At 60.1% G+C, this 25,384-nt stretch carries 28 protein-coding genes; 15 read left to right on the forward strand and 13 right to left on the reverse strand.

What is annotated here, in order from left to right; all coding sequences use genetic code 11:
• Positions 1-41 precede the first annotated feature (41 nt).
• Together AC07XF_RS07510 and AC07XF_RS07515 are read right to left on the reverse strand one after the other, a co-directional pair.
• Positions 42-2,546, reverse strand: coding sequence for an ABC transporter permease (locus AC07XF_RS07510; RefSeq protein ID WP_495026007.1), 2,505 nt, complete (start codon positions 2,544-2,546; stop codon positions 42-44).
• A complete protein-coding gene (locus AC07XF_RS07515) occupies positions 2,546-3,229 on the reverse strand; it encodes an ABC transporter ATP-binding protein (RefSeq protein WP_495026008.1) in 684 nt (227 codons plus the stop codon). Before AC07XF_RS07515 ends, AC07XF_RS07510 begins: the two co-directional genes overlap by 1 nt.
• A gap of 10 nt (positions 3,230-3,239) precedes the next feature.
• On the opposite strand from AC07XF_RS07515, the gene AC07XF_RS07520 reads away from it, so the two are divergent.
• The 3 genes from AC07XF_RS07520 to AC07XF_RS07530 all read left to right on the forward strand — a co-directional run bounded on the left by AC07XF_RS07520 (position 3,240) and on the right by AC07XF_RS07530 (position 6,310).
• Positions 3,240-3,845 carry an arylesterase gene (locus AC07XF_RS07520; RefSeq protein ID WP_495026009.1) on the forward strand — a complete coding sequence of 202 codons (606 nt, stop codon included), beginning with the start codon at positions 3,240-3,242 and terminating at the stop codon, positions 3,843-3,845.
• 56 nt (positions 3,846-3,901) lie between these two features.
• Complete coding sequence (locus tag AC07XF_RS07525; protein WP_003226812.1) at positions 3,902-4,195, forward strand: hypothetical protein; 294 nt, start codon at positions 3,902-3,904, stop codon at positions 4,193-4,195.
• 1,140 nt (positions 4,196-5,335) lie between these two features.
• On the forward strand, positions 5,336-6,310 hold the full coding sequence (locus AC07XF_RS07530) for a L,D-transpeptidase family protein (protein ID WP_495026010.1): 975 nt from the start codon (positions 5,336-5,338) through the stop codon (positions 6,308-6,310).
• Between the two features lie 123 nt (positions 6,311-6,433).
• On the opposite strand, the gene oprI is transcribed toward AC07XF_RS07530, so the two are convergent.
• A complete protein-coding gene (oprI, locus tag AC07XF_RS07535; protein ID WP_003199355.1) occupies positions 6,434-6,685 on the reverse strand; it encodes an outer membrane lipoprotei OprI in 252 nt (83 codons plus the stop codon).
• Between the two features lie 638 nt (positions 6,686-7,323).
• Here oprI and AC07XF_RS07540 point away from each other — a divergent pair.
• Complete coding sequence (locus AC07XF_RS07540; protein WP_150812280.1) at positions 7,324-7,611, forward strand: GNAT family N-acetyltransferase; 288 nt, start codon at positions 7,324-7,326, stop codon at positions 7,609-7,611.
• Positions 7,612-7,696: 85 nt separating this feature from the next.
• Here AC07XF_RS07540 and AC07XF_RS07545 read toward each other — a convergent pair whose 3' ends face one another.
• Positions 7,697-8,773, reverse strand: a complete 1,077-nt coding sequence (locus tag AC07XF_RS07545; protein WP_495026011.1) for a 3-deoxy-7-phosphoheptulonate synthase — start codon at positions 8,771-8,773, stop codon at positions 7,697-7,699.
• Positions 8,774-8,960: 187 nt separating this feature from the next.
• The gene (locus AC07XF_RS07550) at positions 8,961-9,404 is read right to left on the reverse strand and encodes a PilZ domain-containing protein (RefSeq protein ID WP_495026012.1); all 444 of its coding nucleotides are present in this window, start codon (positions 9,402-9,404) and stop codon (positions 8,961-8,963) included.
• Here AC07XF_RS07550 and AC07XF_RS07555 point away from each other — a divergent pair.
• The 5 genes from AC07XF_RS07555 (at position 9,403) to cysB (ending at position 13,360) form a co-directional block, all read left to right on the forward strand.
• Positions 9,403-9,789, forward strand: a complete 387-nt coding sequence (locus AC07XF_RS07555) for a thioredoxin family protein (RefSeq protein WP_116264777.1) — start codon at positions 9,403-9,405, stop codon at positions 9,787-9,789. The genes AC07XF_RS07550 and AC07XF_RS07555 overlap by 2 nt on opposite strands.
• Positions 9,786-10,742: a putative 2-dehydropantoate 2-reductase gene (locus AC07XF_RS07560; protein ID WP_495026013.1), complete on the forward strand. Its 957-nt coding sequence runs from the start codon at positions 9,786-9,788 to the stop codon at positions 10,740-10,742. The genes AC07XF_RS07555 and AC07XF_RS07560 overlap by 4 nt, the downstream gene beginning before the upstream one ends.
• Before the next feature lie 25 nt (positions 10,743-10,767).
• Complete coding sequence (locus AC07XF_RS07565) at positions 10,768-11,673, forward strand: 5'-nucleotidase (protein ID WP_495026014.1); 906 nt, start codon at positions 10,768-10,770, stop codon at positions 11,671-11,673.
• A gap of 95 nt (positions 11,674-11,768) precedes the next feature.
• Complete coding sequence (locus AC07XF_RS07570; RefSeq protein ID WP_008023285.1) at positions 11,769-12,272, forward strand: universal stress protein; 504 nt, start codon at positions 11,769-11,771, stop codon at positions 12,270-12,272.
• Positions 12,273-12,385: 113 nt separating this feature from the next.
• Positions 12,386-13,360 carry an HTH-type transcriptional regulator CysB gene (cysB, locus tag AC07XF_RS07575; protein WP_007983537.1) on the forward strand — a complete coding sequence of 325 codons (975 nt, stop codon included), beginning with the start codon at positions 12,386-12,388 and terminating at the stop codon, positions 13,358-13,360.
• Positions 13,361-13,366: 6 nt separating this feature from the next.
• Here the strand turns inward: cysB and AC07XF_RS07580 are convergent, their stop codons facing one another.
• Together AC07XF_RS07580 and AC07XF_RS07585 are read right to left on the reverse strand one after the other, a co-directional pair.
• Positions 13,367-13,849: a GreA/GreB family elongation factor gene (locus AC07XF_RS07580; protein ID WP_495026015.1), complete on the reverse strand. Its 483-nt coding sequence runs from the start codon at positions 13,847-13,849 to the stop codon at positions 13,367-13,369.
• Positions 13,850-13,851: 2 nt separating this feature from the next.
• Entirely contained in the window at positions 13,852-14,262 is a 411-nt protein-coding gene (locus AC07XF_RS07585; RefSeq protein ID WP_495026016.1) for a hypothetical protein, read from the reverse strand.
• Positions 14,263-14,386: 124 nt separating this feature from the next.
• Here AC07XF_RS07585 and earP point away from each other — a divergent pair, with 124 nt between their 5' ends.
• Entirely contained in the window at positions 14,387-15,529 is a 1,143-nt protein-coding gene (gene earP, locus AC07XF_RS07590) for an elongation factor P maturation arginine rhamnosyltransferase EarP (protein ID WP_495026017.1), read from the forward strand.
• Positions 15,530-15,577: 48 nt separating this feature from the next.
• Complete coding sequence (locus AC07XF_RS07595; protein WP_007955690.1) at positions 15,578-16,147, forward strand: elongation factor P; 570 nt, start codon at positions 15,578-15,580, stop codon at positions 16,145-16,147.
• Between the two features lie 184 nt (positions 16,148-16,331).
• Here AC07XF_RS07595 and AC07XF_RS07600 read toward each other — a convergent pair whose 3' ends face one another.
• The 4 genes from AC07XF_RS07600 to AC07XF_RS07615 all read right to left on the reverse strand — a co-directional run bounded on the left by AC07XF_RS07600 (position 16,332) and on the right by AC07XF_RS07615 (position 19,630).
• Entirely contained in the window at positions 16,332-17,345 is a 1,014-nt protein-coding gene (locus AC07XF_RS07600; protein WP_495026018.1) for an alpha/beta hydrolase, read from the reverse strand.
• Between the two features lie 34 nt (positions 17,346-17,379).
• Positions 17,380-17,799: an organic hydroperoxide resistance protein gene (locus AC07XF_RS07605; protein WP_046031808.1), complete on the reverse strand. Its 420-nt coding sequence runs from the start codon at positions 17,797-17,799 to the stop codon at positions 17,380-17,382.
• 345 nt (positions 17,800-18,144) lie between these two features.
• Positions 18,145-18,606, reverse strand: coding sequence for a MarR family winged helix-turn-helix transcriptional regulator (locus AC07XF_RS07610; RefSeq protein ID WP_495026019.1), 462 nt, complete (start codon positions 18,604-18,606; stop codon positions 18,145-18,147).
• Positions 18,607-18,673: 67 nt separating this feature from the next.
• The gene (locus tag AC07XF_RS07615; RefSeq protein ID WP_495026020.1) at positions 18,674-19,630 is read right to left on the reverse strand and encodes a LysR family transcriptional regulator; all 957 of its coding nucleotides are present in this window, start codon (positions 19,628-19,630) and stop codon (positions 18,674-18,676) included.
• Between the two features lie 110 nt (positions 19,631-19,740).
• Here AC07XF_RS07615 and AC07XF_RS07620 point away from each other — a divergent pair, with 110 nt between their 5' ends.
• Positions 19,741-20,490, forward strand: coding sequence for a sulfite exporter TauE/SafE family protein (locus AC07XF_RS07620; RefSeq protein WP_495026021.1), 750 nt, complete (start codon positions 19,741-19,743; stop codon positions 20,488-20,490).
• On the opposite strand, the gene AC07XF_RS07625 is transcribed toward AC07XF_RS07620, so the two are convergent.
• Complete coding sequence (locus tag AC07XF_RS07625; RefSeq protein ID WP_322616280.1) at positions 20,480-21,334, reverse strand: LysR substrate-binding domain-containing protein; 855 nt, start codon at positions 21,332-21,334, stop codon at positions 20,480-20,482. The two genes, AC07XF_RS07620 and AC07XF_RS07625, sit on opposite strands and share 11 nt — an antisense overlap.
• 95 nt (positions 21,335-21,429) lie before the next feature.
• Between AC07XF_RS07625 and AC07XF_RS07630 the strand changes: the two genes are divergently transcribed.
• Complete coding sequence (locus AC07XF_RS07630) at positions 21,430-21,645, forward strand: DUF1127 domain-containing protein (protein ID WP_007983517.1); 216 nt, start codon at positions 21,430-21,432, stop codon at positions 21,643-21,645.
• A gap of 64 nt (positions 21,646-21,709) precedes the next feature.
• Positions 21,710-22,939 (forward strand): winged helix-turn-helix domain-containing protein, encoded by a 1,230-nt coding sequence (locus AC07XF_RS07635; RefSeq protein WP_495026022.1) that lies wholly within the window; start codon positions 21,710-21,712, stop codon positions 22,937-22,939.
• A gap of 108 nt (positions 22,940-23,047) precedes the next feature.
• Here AC07XF_RS07635 and AC07XF_RS07640 read toward each other — a convergent pair whose 3' ends face one another.
• The gene (locus AC07XF_RS07640; protein ID WP_007983513.1) at positions 23,048-24,394 is read right to left on the reverse strand and encodes a class II 3-deoxy-7-phosphoheptulonate synthase; all 1,347 of its coding nucleotides are present in this window, start codon (positions 24,392-24,394) and stop codon (positions 23,048-23,050) included.
• 150 nt (positions 24,395-24,544) lie between these two features.
• On the opposite strand from AC07XF_RS07640, the gene AC07XF_RS07645 reads away from it, so the two are divergent.
• Entirely contained in the window at positions 24,545-25,300 is a 756-nt protein-coding gene (locus AC07XF_RS07645) for a spermidine synthase (protein ID WP_495026023.1), read from the forward strand.
• The last annotated feature ends 84 nt before the right edge of the window (positions 25,301-25,384 follow it).

Here is a 25,384-nt window from a genome sequence, read left to right on the forward strand (position 1 = left end):
GTGCCGGCTCATGACAGCTTCCTGTGGTGAGGCAGTGTTTATCAACCCTCGCGCAGGACTGTCAGCGGGCTCGCGTTCAACGCCCGACGGGTGCCGAACACCCCGGCACCCCCAATGAGCACGGCGCCAATCAGTGGCAGCAGCAACAGCCATGGATGCGGATGCCACGGCAGGTCGAACGCATAACGGTAAAGCACCAGGCTCACCAGTTCCGACCCCAGTGCCGCCAGCAAACCGCTGACCGCACCAAGCAAACCGAACTCGATGCGTCGAGCCTTGACCAGCAACTGTCGCTCCGCGCCCAGTGCCCGCAGCAATGCACCCTGGCGAATGCGTTCGTCCAGCGTCGCTTGCAGGCCGGAGAACAGCACCGCCATCCCCGCCGCCAACACAAACAACAACACGTACTCCACCGCCAGGGTCACCTGGGCGAGGATGCTGCGCAGTTGCTCCAGCAGGGCTTCGACCTGCAGGATCGTCACCGCCGGGAAGGCGCGGGACAGGTCGACAATCTGTTGGTCATGACCGGATGCCAGATAGAAACTGGTCAGGTACGTCGCTGGCAGATCCTTCAGGGTGCCGGGCTGGAAGATCATGAAGAAGTTCGGCTGGAAGTTGTCCCAGTTGATTTCGCGCAGGCTGGTGACTTTCGCCTCGCGATTGACTCCGCCAACGCTGAAAACCAGCTGATCGCCGAGCTTGATTTTCAGGCTTTCAGCGACCTTGCCTTCCACCGACACACCGGGAACATCGTCCAGCGTTTGTTCGTTCCACCAATTACCGGCCGTGAGCTTGTTGCCCGGCGGCAGGTCCGCGGCCCAGGTCAGGCTCAGGTCGCGCTGGATCGCCCGGTCGCCGGCCGATTCTTTGGTGACGATTTGCTGCACCGGCTCGCCGTTGATACTGATCAAGCGCCCCGGCACTACCGGGTACAGTGGCGCCGATTGTGCCGACACGGCGATCAGGTGATCGGTGAAGGCCTGTTTGTCCGCCGGCAGGATGTTCAGCGCGAAGTAGTTCGGTGCGTTTTTGGGTAACTGGTTTTGCCAGGTGTCCAGCAACTCGCCGCGTAGCAAGGCGATCAGCGCCATCGACAGCAGAATCAGGCCGAACGCCAGGGATTGGCCTGCGGCCGCCAGCGGATGACGTAGCAATTGACCGAGTCCCAGGCGCCAGGGCAAGGACGCACGAGCGAGCATGCGCCGCAGACTCTTCAACAGCAGCAACAACAAACCGCCCAGCACCAGCGCTGCAATCACGCCACCGCCGAGCAGGGCAAAGGTCAATATCAGGTCCAGGCTCAGGCGCCACATGATCAGGCCGAGGGCACCCAGCGCTGCGCCGTAAACCATCCATGTGCTGGAAGGGATCGGCAGCATGTCCCGGCGCAGCACGCGCAATGGCGGAACCCGACCCAGAGCCGCCAGCGGCGGCAAGGCGAAACCGGCCAGTGCCACCAGTCCGGTGCCGATCCCGGCGATGGCTGGAAACAGTCCGCCCGGAGGCACGTCGGTCGGCAGCAAGTCATGCAGCAGGGCAAACAACCCCAGTTGTGCGAGCCAGCCGAGGAAGGCGCCGCTGATGCTGGCCAGCAACCCGAGCACGGTCAGTTGCAGGCTGAACAAGACCATGGTTTCCCGGCGTGACAGCCCGAGGCAGCGCAGCAACGCACTGGCATCGAAGCGGCGGGTGGCGAAGCGGGTTGCCGACAGCGCCACCGCCACGCCGGACAGCAACACCGCCACCAGGCTGGCCATGTTCAGGTAGCGTTCGGCCTTGCCCAGGGCACCGCCGATCTGCCGGTTGCCGTCGCGGGCGTCCTGCAAGCGCTGGTTGGCGGCCAGTCCCGGTTTGATCCGTTGCCGATACGTCTCGAGTGCCTGGGCATTGCCTCGCCATAATTCGCGATAGCTGACCCGGCTGCCGGGTTGCACCACGCCTGTTGCTGCAAGGTCACCGAGATTGATCAGTACTCGCGGCGTCAGGCTGTAGAAATTGCCGGCGCGGTCGGGTTCGTACGTCAGCACCCGCGCCAGTTTCAGGGTTTTCATGCCGACATCGATGTTGTCGCCGATCTTCAGGTTCAGGGCTGTCAGCAGGCGTGCCTCGACCCAGGCTTCACCGGGTTGCGGTCCGCCACCGGCTGTTTCCGTGGCGAACGGGGCGGGCGCGCTTTTCAGTTCGCCGCGTAGCGGGTAGGCATCATCGGCCGCCTTGATGCTGGACAACTGGATGCCGTTGTCGGTGGCGATGACGCTGGAAAACTCCACCACCTGCGCATGCTCCAGTCCCAGTTCGGTGCCGCTTCCTATCTGTTCGGGCCGCGCAGGCGAGCTGCCTTCGAGCAGCAGGTCGGCACCGAGAAATTCGGTCGCGCGCAGCATCATGGCGCCGTTCAGGCGGGCACCGAAATAGCCGATGGCGGTGCTGGCGGCCACGGCCACCAGCAAAGCAAAAAACAACACGCGCAGCTCACCGGCGCGGGCATCGCGCAGCAATTGGCGGATGGCGAGACTGAACAGGCGCAACAGCGGCAGACGTGCCATCAAGGCTCCAGAGGGGCGACCAGCAGGCCGGCTTCAAGACGGATCAGGCGCCGGCAGCGATGAGCCAGGCGTTCATCATGGGTCACCAGCACCAGGGTCGTGCCACGCTCCTTGTTGAGCTCGAACAGCAAGTCGCTGATGCGCTCGCCGGTGTGGCTGTCGAGGTTGCCGGTCGGTTCGTCGGCGAACAGCACATCGGGTTCGGCGGCAAACGCGCGGGCAATCGCCACGCGTTGTTGCTCGCCACCGGAGAGCTGGCGCGGCGAGTGAGTCAGGCGTTGGCCCAGGCCTACGCGTTGCAGCAATTGGGTGGCGCGTTCGCGGGCGTCTTTGCGGCCATCGAGTTCCAGCGGCAGCATGACGTTTTCCAGGGCATTGAGGCTGTCGAGCAACTGGAATGACTGGAACACAAAACCCACGTGCTCGGCGCGGATGCGCGCACGCTGGTCTTCATCGAGGTTGCTCAAGCCTTGCCCGGCAAGAGTGACTTCGCCGCTGCTCGGCAGATCGAGGCCGGCGAGCAGGCCCAGCAGGGTGGATTTGCCGGAGCCGGAAGCGCCGACGATGGCCAGGCTATCGCCCTTGTTCAGTTCCAGGCTGAGTTCGTGCAGGATGGTCAGTTCACCTTCCGCGCTGGGAACCACTTTGCTAAGGTTCTTCGCGATGAGAATGCTTGCGCCCATGGAGAGTCCGATGCGTGTCTGGTTTTTGAGTGCTGGCCTGGCCTTGATGTGCATGGCCCAAAACGCAGCGGCGGGTACAGTCCTGATCGTTGGCGATAGTATCAGCGCCGGTTTCGGGCTGGATACCCGGCTGGGGTGGGTGTCACTGCTCGAACAACGGCTCAAGCGTGAAGGTTTCGACGATAAAGTAGTCAATGCGTCCATCAGTGGCGACACCAGTGCCGGAGGCCAGGCGCGCCTGCCGACGCTGCTTGCAGAGCATAAACCGGAAGTGGTGATCCTCGAGTTGGGCGGCAATGACGGCCTGCGTGGTTTGCTGCCGACTCAATTGCAACAAAACCTTGCGGCGATGATCGACAGTTCCCGGGCCAGCGGCGCCAAAGTGCTGTTGCTCGGCATGCAATTGCCACCCAATTACGGTGCGCGTTACACCAAGGCCTTCGCCGAGGTCTACAGCAACCTGGCCGATGAGAAAAAGATCCCGCTGGTGCCGTTTTTCCTCGACGGCGTGGGCGGTCATCCGGAGTTGATGCAGGCCGACGGCATCCACCCGGCGGCCGGGGCTCAGGACAAGTTGCTGGAAAATGTCTGGCCTACTCTAAAACCGTTGTTATGACACTTTTCTAGAAGCAGGCTTTCGGCTAAGGTGGCGCCCCCGATTTGGAGCCCCCGATGCCGCGTCCCGCCTGGTCACTATTTGCCTATCAACTGATCGAGCCTGACGAGCAGCTGGATCTGTTCGCCTGCCAGGAAGTGCGGGTGCATCTGGTGACTCGTCAACTGGAGCTGGGCGGCTCGGCGGACCGGACCTTGTGCGGTAGCCTGTTACCGGCACAACCTCGCTGGTCGAGTGTCGACCGCCGGGTTTTTCAGGACCAGCGGCTGTGTTCGTTGTGCCGGGCCATTCTTGAGTCGCAGAAGCGGGGTACTTCGCCGATCTGGCCTGAATTGCGGTTCGAGCTTTGATCTGTCAGGAATCGAGGCGGCCTGATAGCCGGCCTGTCTCTTGTTGACCGTGTACATATCCGTTGCTGCGGTAACGGCCACTTATGGTTCCGCTCTTACAGCGGGTCACTTTTGGCAAACGCCCCAAAAGTAACCAAAAGGTCTCGCCCCTTACGTACGGCCCCTCGCTGAGGCTCGGGGTTCCTTCGCTCCGGCATTCATCCGGGGGCATCGCCTCCGGTCGGCTTCGCTTCGACCTCCTCTCGATGTGTTCGGCTTCGCCGAACGGCGCTGCGCGCCCACCCCCGGATGAACACCTCCCCTCAGCCTCCCGAGGGGGCGGGTGGATCAAGATCAAGAGCTGCAGGCGAGCTAACGCTCGGCCTGATGAGTGGTGAGGAGCGTAGGGGTACACGGATCTGCCTTTGCTCTTCTGTAGGAGCTGGCTTGCCAGCGAAGGCGGCCTGCCAGCCGACCTGGCTCTACCGAATGTACTCGGTCCAATTGTGGGAGCGGGCTTGCTCGCGAAGACGGCCCGACAGCCGACTGGAATTTTGTGGATGTATCACGTCCAAAAGATCGCAGCCTCGTTGCACTCGACAACTCCTACAGGGAAACACGCGCGCATCAGAACCAGGCCGGCCGGTAGGCCGCCTCGCTTTGCTTTTGCGGTGTACGCCCCCTCGTGAGGCCGAGCGCAGGTTCTGCGCAGTGGGCAACCCGGCATGGATGCCGGGTTAGCCGCCCCCGGCCATGGATGGCCGATGGCGGCGGGCCCACGGAGCAGGACCGGAGCGAGGGCATGCCGAGCCCAGGCGAGGCACCGAATGTCAGGGGCAAGAGCCCTTTGGTTACTTTGGGGCTTTTCCAAAGTGACCCGCTGTAAGAGCGGAACCATAAGCGGCCATGACCGCAGCAACGGATATGTACACTCCCCAAAACATCTACCGCCTGACACCAAGCCTTCGCGAGCAAGCCCGCTCCCACAGGGATCTTCAGTGGCCACAAGTCCCGAGTAAAACCGGGGACCCAATGCGGGATCGAGGATAATCGCAAAATCGCCTTGCATTGCCTGCAATCGGGCGATCTCCCCGAAATAACGGACGGCGGTGTACAATCGCGTTTTTATACCCTCTGTTGATCATGCGAAGGATTTTCCGGATGTTGCCGCGCTTTCCTGCCGTCACCCGCTGCCTGACTCTTGCCGCCCTTTTTGTGGCAGGTCCCGTTGCAGCATTGGAGTTTCCCCTGCCACCGCCCGGTGAGGACATCATCGGCCAGGTACAGGTGATCAAGGCCAAATACGAAGACACCTTTGCCGACCTTGGTACCACCTACGATCTGGGCTACACGGAAATGGTCGCGGCCAACCCGGGAGTCGATGCATGGTTGCCAGGCGTCGGCACGGAAATCATTCTGCCGACCCGCTTCATCCTGCCGCCAGGCCCGCGTGAAGGCATTGTGATCAACCTGGCCGAGTACCGTCTCTACTACTTCCCGAAAGGCAAGAACGTGGTGTACACGTTCCCGCTGGGTATCGGTCGTGAAGGCTGGGGCTCGCCGATTGCCCACACCAGCATCACCGCCAAGACACCTAACCCGACCTGGACGCCTCCGGCGTCGATCAAGGCCGAGCACGCAGCAGACGGTGATCCGCTGCCCAATGTCGTGCCGGCCGGCCCTGACAACCCGCTGGGGCCGTTCAAGTTCACCCTGGGCACACCGGGCTACCTGATCCACGGTTCGAACAAAAAATTCGGTATCGGCATGCGCACCAGCCACGGTTGCTTCCGCATGTTCAACAACAACGTGCTGGAAATGGCGGGCATGGTGCCGGTCGGTACGTCGGTGCGGATCATCAACGACCCGTACAAGTTCGGCATGAGTGGCGGCAAGGTCTATCTGGAGGCGCATACGCCGCTGGACGACAAGGGCAACCCGTCGGTGGTCGACAAGCACACTGCGGTCATCAATGCGATGCTCAAGCGCGAGGACATCACCAACAACCTGCGCATGAACTGGGATGTGGTGCGTGATGTGGTTGCCGCTGAAGACGGCCTGCCAGTGGAGATCGCTGTGCCGGGCAACAGCGTTGCACCGATGGTGTCGAGCACTCCGGTCGACCCGATGCAGTAAGCTTGCAAAGAACCCGTCGGCGCGGACCGCGTCGACGGGTTTTTTATTGCCTGGAGAAAACCCCGGGCAATAAAAAAGCCGACCCAAAAAATGGATCGGCTTGATAACAATCCCGAAGGATTATTACTTGCGGCTAGCTTTGTCCAGCATGCGCAGAGCACGCTCGTTAGCTTCGTCAGCAGTCTGTTGTGCTTTTTGAGCAGCAGCCAGAGCTTCATCAGCTTTACGGTAAGCTTCGTCTGCACGAGCCTGGGAGCGAGCAGCTGCGTCTTCAGTAGCGGTCAGACGTGCTTCGGTTTCTTTCGATGCGCTGCTGCAACCGGTAGCCAGAACTGCGGCCAGAGCCAGAGCAGAGAATTTCAGAACGTTGTTCATCGTGTTCCCCTTCAAGGACTTTCTATTAAGTAGCTATCTCCTCCGATTGAGGAAATAGCCGGCGTACATACTACCCATTACTTGTAGTAAGTAAAACTGACGTGAAGCAAGAAGCAAAAAAAATTGTAGGCGTTGATTCTTTTTCGAGCAACTTTTAACTGAATTGTTTAAAAAATATCCAGCTGCAAGGCCCGTGGCTGAGCGAACTGGCAAGAAAAAGTTCCTGCGGCACACCGCTGTTTTTCAGTCTGGCTAAAGTCCGCCTATATGGAGTCGTCTACACTTTTGTTCGGCTTTTGCGTAGCACCTCTCAATATCTTTCTCGATGTTCAGGTGACTTTAACAACGGGCGCTCGTCTTAAGTCTCAACATCCGGCAATGTACAGGCGATCGACTCGGGGTGACCTTCGGTCGAGCCATTCCTGCGTGATCCGGAGCAGCACCCGCCAACCTGCATGATGACGAGCGCACCTTGAGCATTTCTGTCAATGGTGCCTACTATTTGTACGTGCTCGGTAGCGCGAGATCGGTGCAGCTCTTCTCGGTGTCCATTCAGGCACGGGGTGGCGTAGATGTTCCTTCGCCGGAAAAACATCGGTAAGGTAGGGGTCAGAATTCCAGACCCGCGAGGAGTAGTGATGAGCGAGGCGTTGTCCATCCACCATGACCAGGCTGGTCATCAGTTCGAGACCAGTGTGGACGGTCATCGTGCCTATCTGACCTATATGGATCTGGGGAAGCAGACCCTGGATATCTATCGCACCTTCGTGCCCAACGCACTGCGTGGTCGCGGTATTGCGGCAGCCTTGACCGAGAAGGCGCTGGAGTACGCTGACGAAATGGGCTACACGGTCATTCCATCGTGCTCCTACGTCGAGCGCTACATGGAGCGTCACCAGCGGCACGCTGCCAAGCTGAGCCAGTGACCTTCAATAAAACGAATGCATAAAAAAACGCCGGGTTCTACCCGGCGTTTTTTTGTGTGCGCTTTTTGTGCAGCCAATCAGGCGATCAGCTGCGCTCGCGTTTAGGCAGTACATCCTTGAGCTTGGCATGCATGCTGCGCAAGGTGTTTTCGGTCGCGGTCCAGTCGATGCAGGCGTCGGTGATCGACACGCCGTACTGCAAGTCGGCGAGGTCTTTCGGGATCGCCTGGCAGCCCCAGTTCAGGTGGCTTTCAACCATCAGGCCGATGATCGACTTGTTGCCTTCGAGGATCTGGTTGGCGACGTTTTCCATCACCAGCGGTTGCAGGGCCGGATCCTTGTTGGAGTTGGCGTGGCTGCAATCGACCATGATGTTCGGCTTGATCTTCGCCTTGTTCAGCGCCTGCTCGCAGAGCGCAACGCTGACCGAATCGTAGTTCGGCTTGCCGTTGCCGCCGCGCAGCACCACGTGACCGTAGGCATTGCCCTTGGTGGTCACGATCGACACGCCACCTTCCTGGTTGATGCCCAGGAAGCGGTGCGGGCTGGAAACCGACTGCAGGGCGTTGATCGCCACGGTCAGGCCGCCATCGGTACCGTTCTTGAAGCCGACGGCCGAGGACAGGCCGGACGCCATTTCACGGTGAGTCTGGGATTCGGTGGTGCGCGCGCCGATGGCCGACCAGCTGATCAGGTCCTGCAAGTATTGCGGGGAGATCGGGTCGAGGGCTTCGGTGGCGGTCGGCAGGCCTTTTTCGGCCAGGTCCAGCAGCAACTGGCGACCGATGTGCAAGCCGTCCTGAATCTTGAACGAGTCGTCCAGGTACGGGTCGTTGATCAAGCCTTTCCAGCCGACGGTAGTACGTGGCTTTTCGAAATACACGCGCATGACCAGATACAGGGTATCGGACACTTCGGCAGCGAGAACCTTCAGGCGCTCGGCATATTCATGGGCGGCCTTGATGTCGTGGATCGAGCAAGGCCCGATGACGACGAACAGGCGGTGGTCAGTGCCATCCAGAATGTTGCGAATGACTTCGCGGCCCTTGGTGACGGTGCGCAGTGCGGCGTCGCTCAGGGGAATATCGCGCTTGAGCTGATCGGGAGTGATCAGTGTCTCGTTGGAGGCGACGTTTAGGTCGTTGATCGGTAAATCAGCCATCGTTTACTCGTCAGGTCACGGGTGCCGGCCGCCAGCGAACCCGCGCGGCGGAGCACAGCAAATTAAGCGCGTCGGGGAGCCGAACCTTAGCGCGTTACACCGTGGCTCGACAATGGGCAGACACCGGTTTAGGGGCCATTCTCAGTCAGTTTCCGCAACGTGACCGGCAAACCCGTCGGCAACGCGCCTAATCCAGCACAGGCTGGGCAAAAGCCTTGTGCACTGATTCTTGAGAGAACTCGTCGGCATGCTCCTGGACCCATTCGAGGGCCAGAGCCTGGATATCCTGCAAATCGTCGTGGGTGTCATGCAGGCGGCAGTAGCGCTCGATCTGGCACACCTGCTCGCCCATCCGGGCGCTGAACAGCATTTGTTCGTCGACGAAGGCGATGCCCACCAGATAACCGCGTTTGCGCCGCAGGCACCAGGCGACATAGCCCAGGTAACGCACGTCCGGATTCACGGTCGGCATGCGAACTTCCAGCGCCGTGCCGTGGCGCCACGCGCGGTGATAATTGCAAGCCATGCCCCCGAGGCTGATAGTGTGCAGCTGTCGTCGCGAAATACATTCAGGTTTCAGCAACGTTAATTCGACGGGCACATCGTCAGGGTGAGGAATGAATCGTCCCATGAACACAGACTCCATGTGTCGGCCATCTGACATTGTTACACCCAGTATAGTGGTCGAATTGGAACTGACCGATTTTGACGCCGACCAACGGCTGCTGGCGATGAGCGGCGTATCGCTGGTTATTTTCACCAGTGTCGGCTGCGCCAGTTGCCGGTTTGCCCGCGAGCAATTGCCGACGCTCGATCTGGCAGTCGATCGACTGTGCTGGATCGATGCCGGCAACAACGGAGGGGTGGTCGAGCGGTATCAGGTCTTTCACTTGCCGGCGCTGTTTGTTGTTCGCGACGGCGAATTCTTCGGAGCACTGAAATCGCGTCTGACCGACACCGAGCTCAATCGGGCCGTGCGGCAGGCGCTGAGTCGAACAGCAGAGGAGTTGCCATGATGGGGACAGTTGCCAGGCCGACAATCGGCATTATCGGGACCGGCGCAATCGGCGGTTTCTACGGGGTGATGCTGGCGCGTGCCGGTTTTGATGTGCATTTTCTGCTGCGCAGTGAGTTCTCCGCGGTGGCCGAGCATGGGTTGCGAGTCGATAGTGCGCCCCACGGTGCCCTGACATTGAACCCGGCACAGGCTTATTCGAGCGCTGAAAACATGCCGCCCTGCGACTGGCTGCTGGTGGGCGCGAAAACCACCAGCAACGCCGACCTGGCACCCGCCATCCTGCAGGCTGCGGCACCGAACGCCAAAGTGCTGCTGTTGCAAAATGGCCTGGACGTCGAAGACAGCCTGCGTGAGTTGCTCCCCGACTCGCTGCACGTGCTCGGTGGGCTCTGCTATATCTGCGTCCATCGTGAGGCGCCGGGCGTCATCACCCATCAAGCGCTAGGCGCAGTGCACGTTGGCTATCACAGCGGTCCCGCCGTCGACGGGCCGACGCGCGCCGCCATTGTCGAGGAGGGTGTCGGCCTGTTCCGCAGCGCCGGCCTCGATTCCCAGGCCATGGCGAACCTGCACCAGGCGCGCTGGCAAAAACTGGTCTGGAATATCCCCTACAACGGTCTCTCGGTTTTGCTGGGAGCGAGCACCACACCATTGATGGCCGATGCCGACAGTCGCGAGCTGATCAAGGCGCTGATGGCAGAAGTGGTGCAAGGCGCAATCGCCTGCGGGCACGACGTACCGGCGGGGTATGCCGAGCACTTGTTCAAGGTGACCGAAAAAATGCCCGACTACTGGCCGAGCATGCACCACGATTTCCTGCACAAGCGGCCGCTGGAACTGGCGGCGATTTATGCCCGGCCGCTGGCGGCAGCCAGGGCCGCGGGCTGTGAGATGCCGCGCATCGAGGCCTTGTATCGCAGTTTGAGTTTCATTGATCGACGCAACACCTGAGTCTACCGACCTGAGGGGGAAGGGCATGCCAAAGGCAATTGACGACAAGCTGGTGCTGGCGATTTCTTCGCGGGCGCTGTTCGACCTGAGCGAAAGCCACAAGGTCTACCTGTCGAGTGGTGTCGAAGCCTATCGGCAATATCAGATCGAACACGAAGACGAAATCCTCGAGCCCGGCGATGCCTTTCCGCTGGTGCAGAAACTCCTGCACCTCAACAACAGCCTTGGCCGTGCCCGGGTCGAGGTGATTCTGGTGTCGCGTAACAGCGCCGACACCGGGCTGCGGGTATTCAATTCGATTGACCATTACGGCCTGGCAATCTCCCGGGCGGCCTTTGTCGGCGGGCGCAGTCCGTATCCCTATCTCAAGGCCTTTGGCTGCGACCTGTTTCTTTCGACCCACGCCGAAGACGTCCGCAATGCACTGGACGCCGGGTTCGCGGCAGCGACCATTCTGTCGGGCGGTGCCAGCCGTGCGGCCAGCGACGAGTTACGCATTGCCTTCGACGGAGACGCGGTGCTGTTTTCCGATGAGTCGGAGCGCATTTATCAGGCCGGTGGTCTGGAAGCGTTCCAGGCCAGCGAACGTGAGGCCGCCCGTGAGCCCTTGCGCGGTGGGCCGTTCAAGGGCTTTCTCGCCGCTCTCAATCTGCTGCAGCGTGAGTTTCCGGATGACGCCTGCCCGATCCGTACCGCGCTGGTCACGGCGCGCTCGGCGCCGGCCCATGAGCGGGTGATTCGCACGTTGCGTGAATGGGACATTCGTCTTGACGAGTCGCTATTCCTTGGCGGGCTGACCAAGTCGGCCTTTCTCGAGGCCTTCGCGGCCGACGTGTTTTTCGACGATCAGGCCGGTCACTGCGAGTTGGCCCGTGAAGTCGTCGCCACCGGTCACGTGCCTCATGGCATAAGCAACGAGCAAAAGGTTTAAGCCCGCCGTTCAATGCGTTGCGCCGGACGTCGTAGTCGCCAAGGCACTGCTAAGCTGAATCAAATCTCCGCCATGTTGGCAGTCGAGGAGGTCATATGATTCGTTCGATGCTGTATGCCACGGACCTCGGGCTGTATGCGCCCGTGGTGATGCAGCATGCACTGGAACTGGCCCGGACCTTCAATGCCAATTTGTATGTCGTGCATGCGGTTGAACCCATGGGTTTGTTTGCCGAATCGGTGCTGCAAAGTTATCTCGATGAGCAGGCGCTGAATGAGTTTCACAGTCAGGGCCTGAATACGGTGATTGCCAGTATCGAGCAGCGGGTGCTCGACAGTTTTCGTGAAGAGCTGGGGGACGAGGGGGAGCATGACCTGGAGCGGATTCAGGCAGTGCGGGTGCTGCAGGGCGATCCGTCGCAGGTGATTCTGGACCAGGCGCAGAAACTCTCCGTGGATTTATTGATCGTAGGTAGTCACAGCCATGGTGCCGGTGCGGAAACGCCTCTGGGGCGAACCGCCGCCCGTGTGTTGCAACTGTCCAAGGTGCCGGTCTATCTGGTGCCGCTGGTGCAACGTCGTCGCCAAGGGGATCTATAGAGCACGAATAATGGCAATTTGATAAAAAAGTTCTAGATTTATTCTTCGTGCCATTAATATAGTTATATACCGTCGCTGATGCCCGTGGCGTCTACCTGCTTTGAGGGATTCATATGAAGCTTCAACAATTGCGCTACATCTGGGAAGTGGCGCACCACGACCTCAACGTTTCCGCAACAGCCCAAAGTCTTTACACCTCTCAACCGGGCATCAGTAAGCAAATCCGTCTGCTGGAAGATGAGCTGGGCGTCGAGGTTTTTGCTCGCAGCGGCAAGCACCTGACCCGCGTTACCCCGGCCGGCGAGCGCATCATCACCACCGCTGGCGAAATTCTGCGTAAGGTTGAAAGCATCAAGCAGATCGCCCAGGAATTCTCCAACGAGAAGAAAGGCACCCTGTCGATTGCCACCACTCACACCCAGGCGCGTTATGCGTTGCCACCGGTGATCAGCAACTTCATCAAGCAATACCCGGACGTTGCCCTGCACATGCACCAGGGTTCGCCGATGCAAATCGCCGAAATGGCCGCTGACGGCACCGTGGATTTCGCCATCGCTACCGAAGCGCTCGAGCTGTTCGGTGATCTGGTGATGATGCCGTGCTACCGCTGGAACCGTTGTGTGGTCGTGCCTCAGGGGCATCCGCTGACCAAGCTGTCGAAGCTGACCCTCGAAGCACTGGCCGAATACCCAATCGTGACGTACGTGTTCGGTTTTACCGGCCGTTCGAAACTCGACGAAGCGTTCAGTCATCGTGGCCTGACACCGAAAGTGGTGTTCACCGCCGCCGACGCCGACGTGATCAAGACGTATGTTCGCCTGGGCCTGGGCGTTGGCATCGTGGCAAAAATGGCTGTCGACGCCAAGCTCGATAGCGACCTGGTGGTGCTGGATGCCAGCGAACTGTTCGAGTCCAGCGTGACCAAAATCGGCTTCCGTCGCGGCACATTCCTGCGTGGTTTCATGTGCGACTTCATCGAGAAATTCGCGCCGCACCTGACCCGCGAAGTCATGGCCAAGGCGATTCAATGCCACAACAAGCAGGAACTGGAAGAACTGTTCGACGGTGTCGAACTGCCCGTTCATTAATCCTGCTTAAACGACCTCGGTGACAGCAAACTGTTGCCGAGCGCCCGCCACCAGAATCTCCACCTCATCGCCCTCGAACTTGCCCAGCAGGCTTTTGCCCAGCGGAGAGCGGGGGGTGATGACGGTAATCAGTTGTCCCACCAGATCGACCTTCAGCCCGGCCGCATCGGGGGCGAGAAACAGCCATTGTTCACGTCCCTTGTCGTCCTCGAGTCCGAGCAACGCGCCCACTTCGATGCCTCGTCGGTCGTCATACGGGCGCAGGGCCATGTTCTGGCAGAGGGTCAGTGACTGGCGAATTTCCTCGACCCGCCTGGCTTGCCCGGCCGCGAGATAGGACGCCTCCAGCCCCAGGGTGTCGTACTTGTTCTCGGCGATGTTTTCTTCGTGGGTCGCGGTTTCGTAAGCGGTTTGCGCGGCCCGTTCGGCGATGTCGAGATCGATCCGCAGCTTGTCGAGAATCAGTTGGTGGACGGTATGCTTATTCATGATCAATCGCAGAATTGCAGGACGTTGGCGCGACTTTTTTCGCTGGGTATCGTCCGGTCCTGTTGCAACCAGAACTGACAGGTCGGATTGGACTGATTGCGACTACTGCTACGCGCCTGATCGAGCCGTTGTGCCTGCTCGTTCTTGCGCAGGTTTTCTTCATACTGCTCGAACAGTGGATTCTGCGGCGCAATGTCCGGTACCGGTTGCACTGCCACGGGCGGTTTGGCCAGTTGCTCCACAGCGGCCGCAACAGATGCCAGTTGCTTGCTGAACAACAAGTGGGAAGCGAGCCAGCAGGTCAGCACAATGGCAATGAATCCCAGCCACATGCCGAGGGCGATGCTGCCGGTCAGTTGCAGGGCGTTGAGGCTGATGGGGAAGGATCGGCGCGGAGTGGGGCGGTGGGGCATGGTTGCTTCCTGGCGAAAGGTCACTGGCGAGTGGCGATTGTCGCATGAAGAATAATCGCCGTCGGCTCTTCTGCACGGGGTAATTTATGCGGACAATCGGCGCCTTTGCCAACGGGAGCCTGGAATGCCTGAAATGAAAACCCGCTGGGATATTTTTTGCACCGTGGTCGACAACTTCGGCGACATCGGCGTGACCTGGCGACTGGCCCGGCAACTGGTGGCCGAACATGGCCTGGCGGTGCGTCTATGGGTCGATGATCTGCGAGCATTCGAGCGCCTGTGCCCGGAAATCGACATCCACGTTGCGCAGCAGTGGCAGCAAGAGGTCGAAGTGCGCCAATGGCCAGCCGAGTGGCAACCGACCGAAGCCGCCGATGTGGTGATTGCTGCATTTGCCTGCCAATTGCCAAGCGCCTATATGGATGCCATGGCCGAACGGGAAAAGACACCGCTGTGGATGAACCTCGACTATCTGAGCGCCGAGGACTGGGTGATCGGCTGCCACGGTTTGCCCTCGGTGAAGTACAAAAGCGTACAGAAATTCTTTTTCTTTCCGGGGTTCCAGAAGGGCACCGGCGGGTTGTTACGTGAGCGCGGGTTGCTTGAACGACGTCGGCAATTTCAGCAGAACCCGCAAGCCCAAAGAGAATTCCTGCAAGGTTTAGGGATCGATCGTGCGCCCGGTGCGCAATTGATCTCATTGTTTGCCTACGAAAACACCGGGTTGGCCAGTTGGCTCGATGCGATGGCCGGTGATCCGACGCCTACTCATCTGCTGGTGCCGGAAGGGCGGATTCTCGGCGATGTCGAACGCTGGCTCGGTGTGCAGGGTTTGACGGCCGGTGCCGTGCATGTGCGTGATGCCTTGACCGTGCAAGTGCTGCCATTCGTCCGTCAGGACCAATACGACGGGTTGCTGTGGTGCTGCGATTTCAATGCCGTGCGTGGCGAAGACTCCTTTGTGCGCGCCCAATGGGCAGGCCGGCCATTTCTCTGGCACATTTACCAGCAGGAAGAAGATATCCACCTGGACAAGCTCGAGGCCTTCCTCGAACTCTATGTAAAGGGGTTATCTGCGCCTGCGCGGGAGGCAATCAGCGGTCTTTGGCGGGCGTGGAACGCCGGTGAAAAAATGGCCGACCACTGGCAATTCACCCGTAAACACTGGCCAGAGCTGGAAAAACACGCCGAGGCGTGGTGTCTGGAACAGGCCTTGCAGGCCGATCTTGCCACGGCGCTGGTACAGTTTTATGGAAATTGGATATGATACGCGGCCTAGATTTTTGTAAATCCCATCCAAATTCGGATATTCGCAATGAAAACTGGTAAAGAACTCAAACCCGGTACCGTGATCCGTATCGACAACGATCCTTGGCTGGTTCAGAAAGCTGAATTCACCAAGTCCGGTCGTAACAGCGCGATCATGAAGACCAAGCTGAAGAACCTGCTGACCGGCTACAAGACCGAAACCGTATACGGTGCGGACGACAAGCTGGACGACGTGATCCTCGACCGTAAAGAAGCGACTCTGTCCTTCATCAGCGGCGATTCCTACACGTTCATGGACACCACCGACTACACCATGTACGAGCTGAACGCCGAAGACATCGAAAGCGTTCTGCCATTCGTGGAAGAAGGCATGACCGACGTTTGCGAAGCCGTGTTCTTCGAAGGCCGTCTGGTTTCCGTAGAGCTGCCGACCACCATCGTGCGTCAGGTTGACTACACCGAAGGTTCCGCTCGCGGCGACACTTCCGGCAAGGTGATGAAGCCTGCCAAACTGAAGAACGGTACCGAGCTGTCGGTTGCTGACTTCATCGAAATCGGCGACATGATCGAGATCGATACCCGCGAAGGCGGTTCCTACAAAGGCCGTGCCAAATAAGCACTGCTTGAGGAATGAAAAAGCCCGACCATTGAGTCGGGCTTTTTTGTGCCTGCAATTTCACCTTTCAGCGATGAATCCCTGTAGGAGCGGGCTTGCTCGCGAAGGCGGTGTGTCAGTCGACATAAATATCGAATGAAAGGACGCCTTCGCGAGCAAGCCCGCTCCCACATTGTGTACTGCGTTATTTCTTCAGGTGTTCCTTCAGCTCTTGCGAGGCCTGCAACATCGCCGAACGCACCGCTGGCACCTGGCTCACCGGGTTGAGCAAACCGTAGTCGTGGATCATGCCGTTGTAGCGCACCGACGTCACCGACACGCCGGCCTCGTCCAGTTTGCGGGCGTAGGCTTCGCCTTCGTCGCGCAACACGTCGGCACCGGCGGTCTGTACCAGCGCTGGAGGCAATCCTTTCAACTGGGCGGTGGTTGCGCGCAGTGGTGAGGCGTAGATCTCGTTCCGCTGATTGGCGTCGGTGGTGTAGTTGTCCCAGAACCACTTCATCATGTTCCTGGTGAGGAAGTGCCCCTCGGCAAACTGGTTATAGGACGGGGTTTCGAAGTTGGCATCCGTCACCGGCCACAACAGCACCTGGAACTTGATCGCCGGTGTGCCCTTGTCCTTGGCCATCAGCGCAACCACGGCCGCCATGTTGCCGCCGACGCTGTTACCGGCCACGGCGAGGCGTTTGCCATCGACGTTGATCTCTTTACCGTGCTCGGCCACCCATTTTGTCGCGGCGTAAGCCTGGTTGATCGCCACCGGGTAATGGGCTTCCGGCGACGGCGTGTAGTTAACGAACACGGCCGCTGCACCCGAACCAGTCACCAGGTCGCGCACCAGCCGCTCATGGGTCGGGAAATCTCCCAGTACCCAGCCACCACCGTGGAAGAACATGAACACGGGCAGCTCACCCTTGACCCCCGCCGGGCGGACGATGGTCAGACTCAGCGGTTGGCCGTCGACCTGAATCGTCTTCTGGCTGACATCGGCTTTTGGCAGCGTCAGCTTCATCCCGGCCTGCGCACCCACCAGCACGGCGCGGGCATCGGCAGGCGTCATTTGCTCCATCGGCTTGCCGGTGCCGGCATTCAGCACATCGAGGAATGCCTGGGTGTTGTGTTCAACGTCGCCGGCAAATGCGCTGTGGATGGACAGGGCGAGAAGGGTACCGGTCAAGACTTTGCTGAAAGTGTTCATGTTCATTTCCTGTTCGGGCCTGGTAGGTCAGCGGTTAGACGGTTACGTGCAGGCGCACATCGACGTTGCCACGGGTGGCGTTGGAGTACGGGCAGACCTGGTGGGCCGCGTCGACCAGTGCTTGTGCATCGGCTTGCTCAAGACCCGGCAGGCTGATGTGCAGGTCGATGTCCAGGCCGAATCCGCCAGGGATCTGGCCGATGCCGACGTGGGCGGTGATCGAAGCGTCGTTCGGAATGCTGCGCTTGGTCTGGCTGGCGACGAATTTCAGGGCGCCGATGAAGCAGGCGGAGTAGCCGGCGGCAAACAGTTGCTCAGGGTTGGTGGCTGCGCCGCCGGCACCGCCGAGTTCTTTCGGAGTGGCGAGTTTGACGTCGAGGATGTTGTCGCTGGAAACCGCACGACCGTCACGGCCACCGGTGGAAGTTGCGATTGCGGTGTAGAGAGTTTGCATGGTGAAAGCCTCGTTCAGGGTTTGTGTTTTTGCGCTAAATGTTTGCGCGCTAAGTAAGTGCGAAATAAATGTATCGCGCTAATGTTTAGTGCGCAATATAAAAAATAAAATAAATTTGCCAGGACCGACGAACGGTTAAGCAGGATTGGCTGAAACTAATGAATTAGAGCGGCTGGAGGTTTTACAGGCGACTTTTTGTGGGGGGGGGGGCGATAGCACAGCACAAAGCAACTGTGGGAGCGGGCTTGCTCGCGAAGGCGTCTTGTCATTCGATATTTATGTCGACTGACACACCGCCTTCGCGAGCAAGCCCGCTCCCACACTGGTTTTGTGGTGGTCTTGAAGTTACAGGCTGTCTTGCAGGTGACGACGCAGCTCTTGCAGCTCCGCTTGCAGGTTTTGCAGGCGCTCCAGCGTCATCCCGCTGGCGCCGAGGATGCATTGGGGAATATCACGGGCTTTGTCGCGCAACGCCCGGCCCTGTTCGGTGAGTTCGACGATCACCACCCGCTCGTCCTCGCGGCTGCGGGTGCGGCTGAGCACACCTTCGGCCTCCAGGCGCTTGAGCAGCGGGGTGAGCGAGCCAGGATCGGTCAGCAACCGCGTGCTGATTTCGCCTACGGTCAAACCGTCCCGTTCCCACAACACCATCATCACCAGGTATTGCGGGTAGGTCAGCCCCAACGCTTGCAGCAAGGGTTTGTAGACCTTGGTCATCATCAGCGAAGTGGAATGCAGGGCGAAGCAGGCCTGGTTGTCCAGCAGCAGGTCGTCGCAGGTGTCCGGGGTGTTGCGCTCGGTGGTCATGTCGAAGCCTTGATCTGTGATCTCTGGAATCTAGCGGGCAAATCTTTAATGCGCCAGATAATTTTGATCAGCGCCGTTGCAAATGGGTTTGCAGCACCAGATCCCAGGGCGGAACGGGGCTGAAGCGGGTTTTCAGGTACTCCAGCAACAAGCGACTGCGGGAATTGGGTTGTTGTTCCAGGCGCAAGGCATAGATGCCGGCGCTTTCCGGTTTCGGCAGGCCGCTGTCGCAGAACAGCGGCAGCAACTCACCCCGCAACAGGTACTCGCTGGTCAGCCAGGTCGGCAGGTGCGCGATCCCCAGTCCGGCCAATGCGCCGCACACCAGAGCCTCGGCATTGTTGGCGCTCATGCGGATCCGCGCCGGTCGGTGCAACTGCATTTGCCCGTCCCGCTCGAAGCGCCAGGCGAAGGGCGGGGCCAGGCCATCCCAGTCGAGTCCGTCGTGTTCAATCAGCAGTGACGGATCGCTCGGCACACCGCGACGCCGCAAGTAATCAGGGCTGGCGCAGGCGATACGCATCATGCTTGCCAGTGGCGTGGCCACCAGCCGGGTGTCGGCCAACTGCCCGGCGCGCAACACCAGATCGACCTTGCCGAGGTTCAGGCCCTGCATGTCGACGAAGCTGTCGATCAAGTGCAGTTGCACGTCGAGCCCGGGGTAGAGCATCAGGAAATCGGCAATCACCGGTGCCAGGTGCCGGCGACCAAAGGCTGCCGGCGCATCGATACGAATCAACCCTTCTGGCGCGCTGCTCAGGGACACCGCCTCGGCCCGGGCCAGGAGCAATTCGGCGACGATCCGCCGCGCGCGCTCGGCAAAGGCCAATCCCGCCGGGGTCGCGCGTACCGCATGAGTGCTGCGGATGAACAACTGACTGCCGACCGCGCTTTCCAGGCTGTCGATCCGCCGTGCCACGGCCGAAGGGGTCATCGGATGACGGCGCGACGCGGCGGAAAAACTGCCGGTTTCCAGCACATCGAGGAACAAAGCCAGTTGGTCGGTCAGTTGATTGGGGTTCATGGCAGGTTTGTGCTTGTGCGAATTTGGCAAAGCCATTGTGCGTTGCTGTGCGTTTCCGCGCCAGAAGCAACTGCGTAGGATCGATAGCGTGACGTGAGGAGAAATCGGCCGTGATTGAGTTTCTGATGTATCTGGTCTTCGGTGCCGCCCTGGGCACACTTGGCGGTTTGTTTGGCATCGGCGGCGGTCTGATCGCTATTCCGCTGCTGGGCGTGTTGTTCGGGCTCGACCAGCAGATTGCCCAAGGCACAGCGCTGGTGATGGTGGTGCCGAACGTGATGCTGGCGCTATGGCGTTATCAGCAGCGCAACCGGATTGAACTGCGACATGCGCTGCCGTTGGCAACGATGGGTTTCAGTTTTGCCTGGCTCGGCTCGATATGGGCCGTGGGCATTGATGCACAAACCATGCGTCTAGGGTTTGTCGGGTTCCTCATCGTGCTGTCGGCCCTTAACCTGGCACGAATGTTCTCCGCTAGCGCCCCGGCGGCTTCGCAGATGAATTATCCGTGGCCATGGCTGGGCGTACTCGGTGCGGCGTCCGGCACCATGGGCGGCGTGTTTGGCGTCGGCGGAGCCGTGGTGGCGACGCCGGTGCTGACCAGCGTGTTCGGGACTAGCCAAGTGGTGGCGCAAGGACTGTCCCTGGCCCTGGCGTTGCCAAGCACCGGCGTGACGTTGGTGACTTATGCCGTGCACCATCAGGTGGACTGGTTGATCGGCGTGCCCTTGGCGATAGGCGGGCTGCTCAGCATCAGTTGGGGCGTGAAGATTGCCCATGCAATTCCGGAACGGCTGCTGCGTGGGCTGTTCTGCGGCTATCTGGTGGCGTGTGCGGTGACGCTCGCCTTCAAAGTTTGAAGCCTTCAATGATGTGTTCGGCCAGGCACTCGGTGATCGGTGACGGGTTATGCAGGTTGCGCACGAGCATGATGCTGGCCTCCGGCAGCAGCGGCAGATCCTCGGCCTCACCGAGGATGCGCATGTCCGCGGTGATCAGGCTTTCAAGCTGCGCCGTGACGGCCAAACCGGCGCTGACCACTGCCATGATCGCCGACAGGCTGTCGCTGTTGTACGCCACCCGGTAATCGCGCCCCTGGGCATCCAGGGCATTGCAGGCCCACAGGCGGCAGAAGCAATCACTATTGAACATTGCCAGCGGCAGCGGCGTCTGTTCGTGGGCGCTGTAGCATTGCGCCTCGGCCCAGACGAAACGCTCCTTGCGCAACAACTGGCCGATTTCGCTGCCCGGTTCGCGAGTCACGATGGACAGGTCCAGGTCCTGGCGCATCAGCAACTGTTTTGATGATTCGCAGTGCACTTCTATCTGGATCAGGGGGTAGGACTGGGCAAACCGGCGTAAAATCCCCGGCAGGAATCGCATCACATAATCGTCCGGCGTGCCGATGCGCACCGTGCCGATCATGTCGGGCTCACGCAGCGTATTGAAGACCTCGCTGTGCAGTTTGAGGATCCGCCGCGCATAGCCAAGCAACACCTGGCCTTCGGCCGTCAGCCGCACCTGCCGCCCGTCGCGCTGGAACAACTGGCGTTGCAGCACATCTTCTTCCAGTCGCTTCATCTGCATGCTGACGGCTGACTGGGTGCGGTTGACCATTTCACCGGCGCGGGTAAAGCCGCCCTGGTCGGCGATGGCGACGAAGGTGCGCAGCACTTCGGTATCGATGCTCGGGTAGGCTGACATCCATCAATCTCCGAGATATGTGACATCAGAAACATTCGTTGGATTGATCTTAGACCCGGCGCGAGACTGGAGCCATCCAAACGGAGGGCAACAAGATGAAAGGTCAACACGAGTTCCATGGTGCAGAAAAACACTCGATTCACGTGATTTCCGATCTGCTGCACAAGGTCGGCCGCTGGTACGAACTGCATCGCGAGCGCGAACTGCTGGCGAGCTTGAGCGACGAAGCACTCAAGGACATCGGCATGAGCCGTGCGGATGTGGAGAACGAGTCGATCAAGCCGTTCTGGAACGACCCGATGCATAAATGATGAGTCCTACGCTACACAAACCCCTTACCGGTGAGGTAGGTTGCGAGCAGACAAGGAGACGCCCATGCCCGCAACATTGTCCTTTACCCTCAAACAGGCTCGGCGTCTGGCGCTGGTCGCCCAAGGGTTCAACGGGCGGCCGCCGCCGGCGGCGATCAAGGCAGTTGCGCTCAATCGCCTGATCGAACGGCTGGGCATCTTGCAGATCGATTCGGTCAATGCATTGGTGCGTTCGCACTACCTTCCGCTGTTTTCCCGCCTCGGCAATTACTCCTCCGATCTACTCGACCAGGCTGCCTGGAGCCAGGGCCGGCGCCGTACGTTATTCGAGTATTGGGGCCATGAAGCCTCGTTGTTGCCCCTTTCGATGTATCCGTTGATGCGTTGGCGCATGCAGCGTGCCAGTCGCGGCGAAGACATTTATCAGCAATTGGCGCGCTTTGGACATGAACAACAGGACACCATTCGCCGGGTGCTGGCTTCGGTCGAGGAGCACGGTGCGCTTGGCGCCGGGAGCCTGTCGACCCGTCAGGAACGGGCCGGCCCCTGGTGGGACTGGAGTGCGGAAAAGCATGCGCTGGAATGGTTGTTCGCCGCCGGGGAAGTGACAGTGGCCGGCCGGCGGGGGTTCGAACGGCTCTATGACCTGCCGGAGCGGGTGATCCCTACGGCGATTCTGCAACAACCCGTGCTCAGCGAGGCCGAGGCCCAGCGCGGCCTGCTGCTGCATGCCGCGACAGCCTTGGGCGTGGGCACGGAGAAAGACTTGCGGGACTATTTCCGCCTGAACCCGACGGACAGTCGTTTGCGATTGGCGGAGTTACTCGAGGCAGGTGAGTTGAGTGCCTGTGAAGTGCAGGGTTGGCGACAGCCGGCTTACTGTCTGCCCGAGCCCAAGGTGCCGCGCAAAGTCGTATCCAGTGCATTGCTCTCACCATTTGATTCGCTGATCTGGGAGCGCAGCCGCACCGAGCGCCTGTTCGACTTTCGCTACCGCCTGGAGATTTACACGCCGCAGGAAAAACGGGTCTACGGCTATTACGTCCTGCCGTTTTTGCACAATGAACGGATTGCCGCGCGGGTCGACCTGCGTGCCGAACGGGTGGCGGGGCGGCTGGCGGTGCATGCGGTGCATGAGGAGCAGCCGGGGCTGGATGACGAGGGAATGCAGGCTTTGGCGGTCAATCTGCGACAGATGGCGGCTTGGCTGGGATTGGCGCAGGTTCAGTTGAATTGCCCGCGGGCGAGTGCGGACAGGCTTCGGGTGGCATTGGCACAGATTGAGGGTGATTGAACTGGCCCCTTCGCGAGCAAGCCCGCTCCCACATTGGTTCTGTGTCGTTCACAAATCAAGTGTGGGAGCGGGCTTGCTCGCGAAGGCGTCCTGTCAGGCAGCCAACAACTAGCGCCGAACCTGCTTCAGTGTTTCCGCAATCAAGAACGCCAGTTCCAGCGACTGATCGGCATTCATCCGCGGATCGCAATGGGTGTGGTAGCGATCCGACAAGCCGTCCTCGGTAATCGGTCGCGCCCCACCAATGCACTCAGTAACGTTCTGCCCGGTCATTTCGATGTGGATACCACCGGCATAGCTGCCTTCGGCCTGGTGCACCTGGAAGAACTGCTTCACCTCGCCAAGGATCTGCGCAAAGTCGCGGGTCTTGTAGCCGCTGCTGGCCTTGATCGTGTTGCCGTGCATCGGGTCGGAACTCCACAGCACTTGCTTGCCTTCACGCTGCACTGCGCGGATCAGCTGCGGCAAATGATCGCCGACCTTGTTCGCGCCCATCCGTGCGATCAGGTTCAGGCGGCCCGGGTCGTTGTCCGGGTTGAGCACGTCGATCAAGCGAATCAGGTCGTCGGGGTTCATGCTCGGGCCGACCTTGACCCCGATCGGGTTGTTCACCCCGCGCAGGAATTCGACGTGGGCGCCGTCGAGCTGGCGGGTGCGGTCGCCGATCCACAGCATGTGCGCCGAGCAATCGTAATAATCGTTGGTCAGGCTGTCGCGACGCACGAAGGCTTCTTCATAGTTCAGCAGCAACGCTTCGTGGGCGGTGAAGAAACTGGTTTCGCGCAACTGCGGCGAACTGTCCATGCCGCAGGCGCGCATGAACGCCAGGGTTTCATCGATGCGATCGGCCAGGTGGCTGTATTTTTCTGCCAGTGCCGAGTTGGCGATGAAGTCCAGGTTCCACTTGTGCACCTGATGCAGATCGGCAAATCCGCCTTGGGCGAACGCGCGCAACAGGTTCAGGGTGGCGGTGGACTGGTGATAGGACTGCAACAGGCGCTCGGGGTCCGGCACGCGGCTTTTTTCGTCGAAACCGATGCCGTTGACGATGTCGCCACGGTAGGCGGGCAAGGTCACGCCATCGATGGTTTCGTCGTTGGCCGAACGGGGCTTGGCGAACTGTCCGGCCATGCGCCCGACCTTGACCACCGGGCAGCCGGCGGCAAAAGTCATCACGATCGCCATCTGCAACAATACTTTGAAGGTGTCGCGGATTTTCGCCGCGGAGAACTCGGCGAAGCTTTCGGCGCAGTCGCCACCCTGCAACAGAAACGCGCGGCCCTGGGTTACCTCGGCAAACTGACGGCGCAACTCCCGGGCTTCACCGGCAAACACCAGGGGTGGATAGCTGGCCAGAGTCTGCTCGACCTGCTGCAAATGTGCGGCATCAGGGTATTGGGGTTGTTGCTGGATCGGCAGGGCGCGCCAGCTGTCAGGGCTCCAGGGTTGGCTCATCACGGTCTCTAGTGTTTTCGCTCGGACGTCCATGTTATCAGCAAATTAGTGCGTGACCTGTTCCCGTTGCTTCGCCGACAATCTCGCCTTTGCCGCTCTCTACACGCGGTGTTATTGCGTTGCCGGCCCCGGTGACGATCAGGAGATGAAATGACTGAGGAGCGCGTCGAGCATCTGCTCGCCGAGGTACAGGACGAGTTCGGCGTGATTCGTGTGCTGGAAGTGGCCGATTACCGTTTTCTCGAGTTCGGTGATGCCATCGAGCAAAGCTGCGTGTTCACTGCCGATCCGAGCTGGCTTGAGTACGACTATACCCGGGCGATGCTGATCGGCGCGTTGTGCCACGAGCAACCGGAAAGTGCACTGTTTCTCGGTCTCGGCGCCGGTACGCTGACTCAGGCCTGCCTCAAGTTCCTGCCGCTGGAAGACGTCGAAGCCATCGAACTGCGCCCGGACGTACCGCGTCTGGCCATCGAGTACCTGGGACTGGATGACGACCCGCGCCTGTACATCCGCGTTGGCGATGCGCTGGAACTGCTCGACACCGCCGAGTCGGCCGATCTGATTTTCGTCGACCTTTATACCGATGTCGGTCCGGGTGTCGGTCATCTGGCCTGGAGCTTTCTGGAAAACTGCCAGAAGCGATTGAATCCGGGTGGTTGGCTGGTGATCAATCAGTGGGCTACCGACGATGGAAAACCCTTGGGCGCCGCATTGTTGCGCGGTTTGTATCATCGACATTATTGGGAGCTGCCGGTGAAGGAGGGCAACGTGATTCTGATCGTTCCGTCGGAACTGGATCAGGAGCTGGACATGGACGGCTTGATCGCCCGCGCCGAAGCGCTGGCGCCGCGGTTGGGGTATTCGCTGGATTCGTTGATCAAGGCTATTCGCCCGGCCACCTGATTAATTTATTGTCTGGACGGGCCCCTTCGCGGGCAAGCCCGCTCCTACAGTGGATCGCGCTCAAATGTGGGAGCGGGCTTGCCC

The organism is Pseudomonas sp. GW821-FHT01C01 (genome assembly GCF_059422645.1).

Coding starts and splice junctions, on each gene's coding strand:
- AC07XF_RS07595 (WP_007955690.1), top strand. CDS start 15,578: ATGAAAACTGGTAAAGAACTCAAACCCGGTACCGTGATCCGTATCGAC.
- AC07XF_RS07550 (WP_495026012.1), bottom strand. CDS start 9,404: ATGGGACGATTCATTCCTCACCCTGACGATGTGCCCGTCGAATTAACG.
- AC07XF_RS07530 (WP_495026010.1), top strand. CDS start 5,336: ATGTTGCCGCGCTTTCCTGCCGTCACCCGCTGCCTGACTCTTGCCGCC.
- AC07XF_RS07605 (WP_046031808.1), bottom strand. CDS start 17,799: ATGCAAACTCTCTACACCGCAATCGCAACTTCCACCGGTGGCCGTGAC.
- AC07XF_RS07515 (WP_495026008.1), bottom strand. CDS start 3,229: ATGGGCGCAAGCATTCTCATCGCGAAGAACCTTAGCAAAGTGGTTCCC.
- cysB (WP_007983537.1), top strand. CDS start 12,386: ATGAAGCTTCAACAATTGCGCTACATCTGGGAAGTGGCGCACCACGAC.
- AC07XF_RS07555 (WP_116264777.1), top strand. CDS start 9,403: ATGAACACAGACTCCATGTGTCGGCCATCTGACATTGTTACACCCAGT.
- AC07XF_RS07525 (WP_003226812.1), top strand. CDS start 3,902: ATGCCGCGTCCCGCCTGGTCACTATTTGCCTATCAACTGATCGAGCCT.
- AC07XF_RS07545 (WP_495026011.1), bottom strand. CDS start 8,773: ATGGCTGATTTACCGATCAACGACCTAAACGTCGCCTCCAACGAGACA.
- AC07XF_RS07615 (WP_495026020.1), bottom strand. CDS start 19,630: ATGAACCCCAATCAACTGACCGACCAACTGGCTTTGTTCCTCGATGTG.
- AC07XF_RS07520 (WP_495026009.1), top strand. CDS start 3,240: ATGCGTGTCTGGTTTTTGAGTGCTGGCCTGGCCTTGATGTGCATGGCC.
- oprI (WP_003199355.1), bottom strand. CDS start 6,685: ATGAACAACGTTCTGAAATTCTCTGCTCTGGCTCTGGCCGCAGTTCTG.
- AC07XF_RS07625 (WP_322616280.1), bottom strand. CDS start 21,334: ATGTCAGCCTACCCGAGCATCGATACCGAAGTGCTGCGCACCTTCGTC.
- AC07XF_RS07510 (WP_495026007.1), bottom strand. CDS start 2,546: ATGGCACGTCTGCCGCTGTTGCGCCTGTTCAGTCTCGCCATCCGCCAA.
- earP (WP_495026017.1), top strand. CDS start 14,387: ATGCCTGAAATGAAAACCCGCTGGGATATTTTTTGCACCGTGGTCGAC.
- AC07XF_RS07570 (WP_008023285.1), top strand. CDS start 11,769: ATGATTCGTTCGATGCTGTATGCCACGGACCTCGGGCTGTATGCGCCC.
- AC07XF_RS07540 (WP_150812280.1), top strand. CDS start 7,324: ATGAGCGAGGCGTTGTCCATCCACCATGACCAGGCTGGTCATCAGTTC.
- AC07XF_RS07645 (WP_495026023.1), top strand. CDS start 24,545: ATGACTGAGGAGCGCGTCGAGCATCTGCTCGCCGAGGTACAGGACGAG.
- AC07XF_RS07580 (WP_495026015.1), bottom strand. CDS start 13,849: ATGAATAAGCATACCGTCCACCAACTGATTCTCGACAAGCTGCGGATC.
- AC07XF_RS07560 (WP_495026013.1), top strand. CDS start 9,786: ATGATGGGGACAGTTGCCAGGCCGACAATCGGCATTATCGGGACCGGC.
- AC07XF_RS07635 (WP_495026022.1), top strand. CDS start 21,710: ATGCCCGCAACATTGTCCTTTACCCTCAAACAGGCTCGGCGTCTGGCG.
- AC07XF_RS07600 (WP_495026018.1), bottom strand. CDS start 17,345: ATGAACACTTTCAGCAAAGTCTTGACCGGTACCCTTCTCGCCCTGTCC.
- AC07XF_RS07640 (WP_007983513.1), bottom strand. CDS start 24,394: ATGAGCCAACCCTGGAGCCCTGACAGCTGGCGCGCCCTGCCGATCCAG.
- AC07XF_RS07565 (WP_495026014.1), top strand. CDS start 10,768: ATGCCAAAGGCAATTGACGACAAGCTGGTGCTGGCGATTTCTTCGCGG.
- AC07XF_RS07630 (WP_007983517.1), top strand. CDS start 21,430: ATGAAAGGTCAACACGAGTTCCATGGTGCAGAAAAACACTCGATTCAC.
- AC07XF_RS07610 (WP_495026019.1), bottom strand. CDS start 18,606: ATGACCACCGAGCGCAACACCCCGGACACCTGCGACGACCTGCTGCTG.
- AC07XF_RS07585 (WP_495026016.1), bottom strand. CDS start 14,262: ATGCCCCACCGCCCCACTCCGCGCCGATCCTTCCCCATCAGCCTCAAC.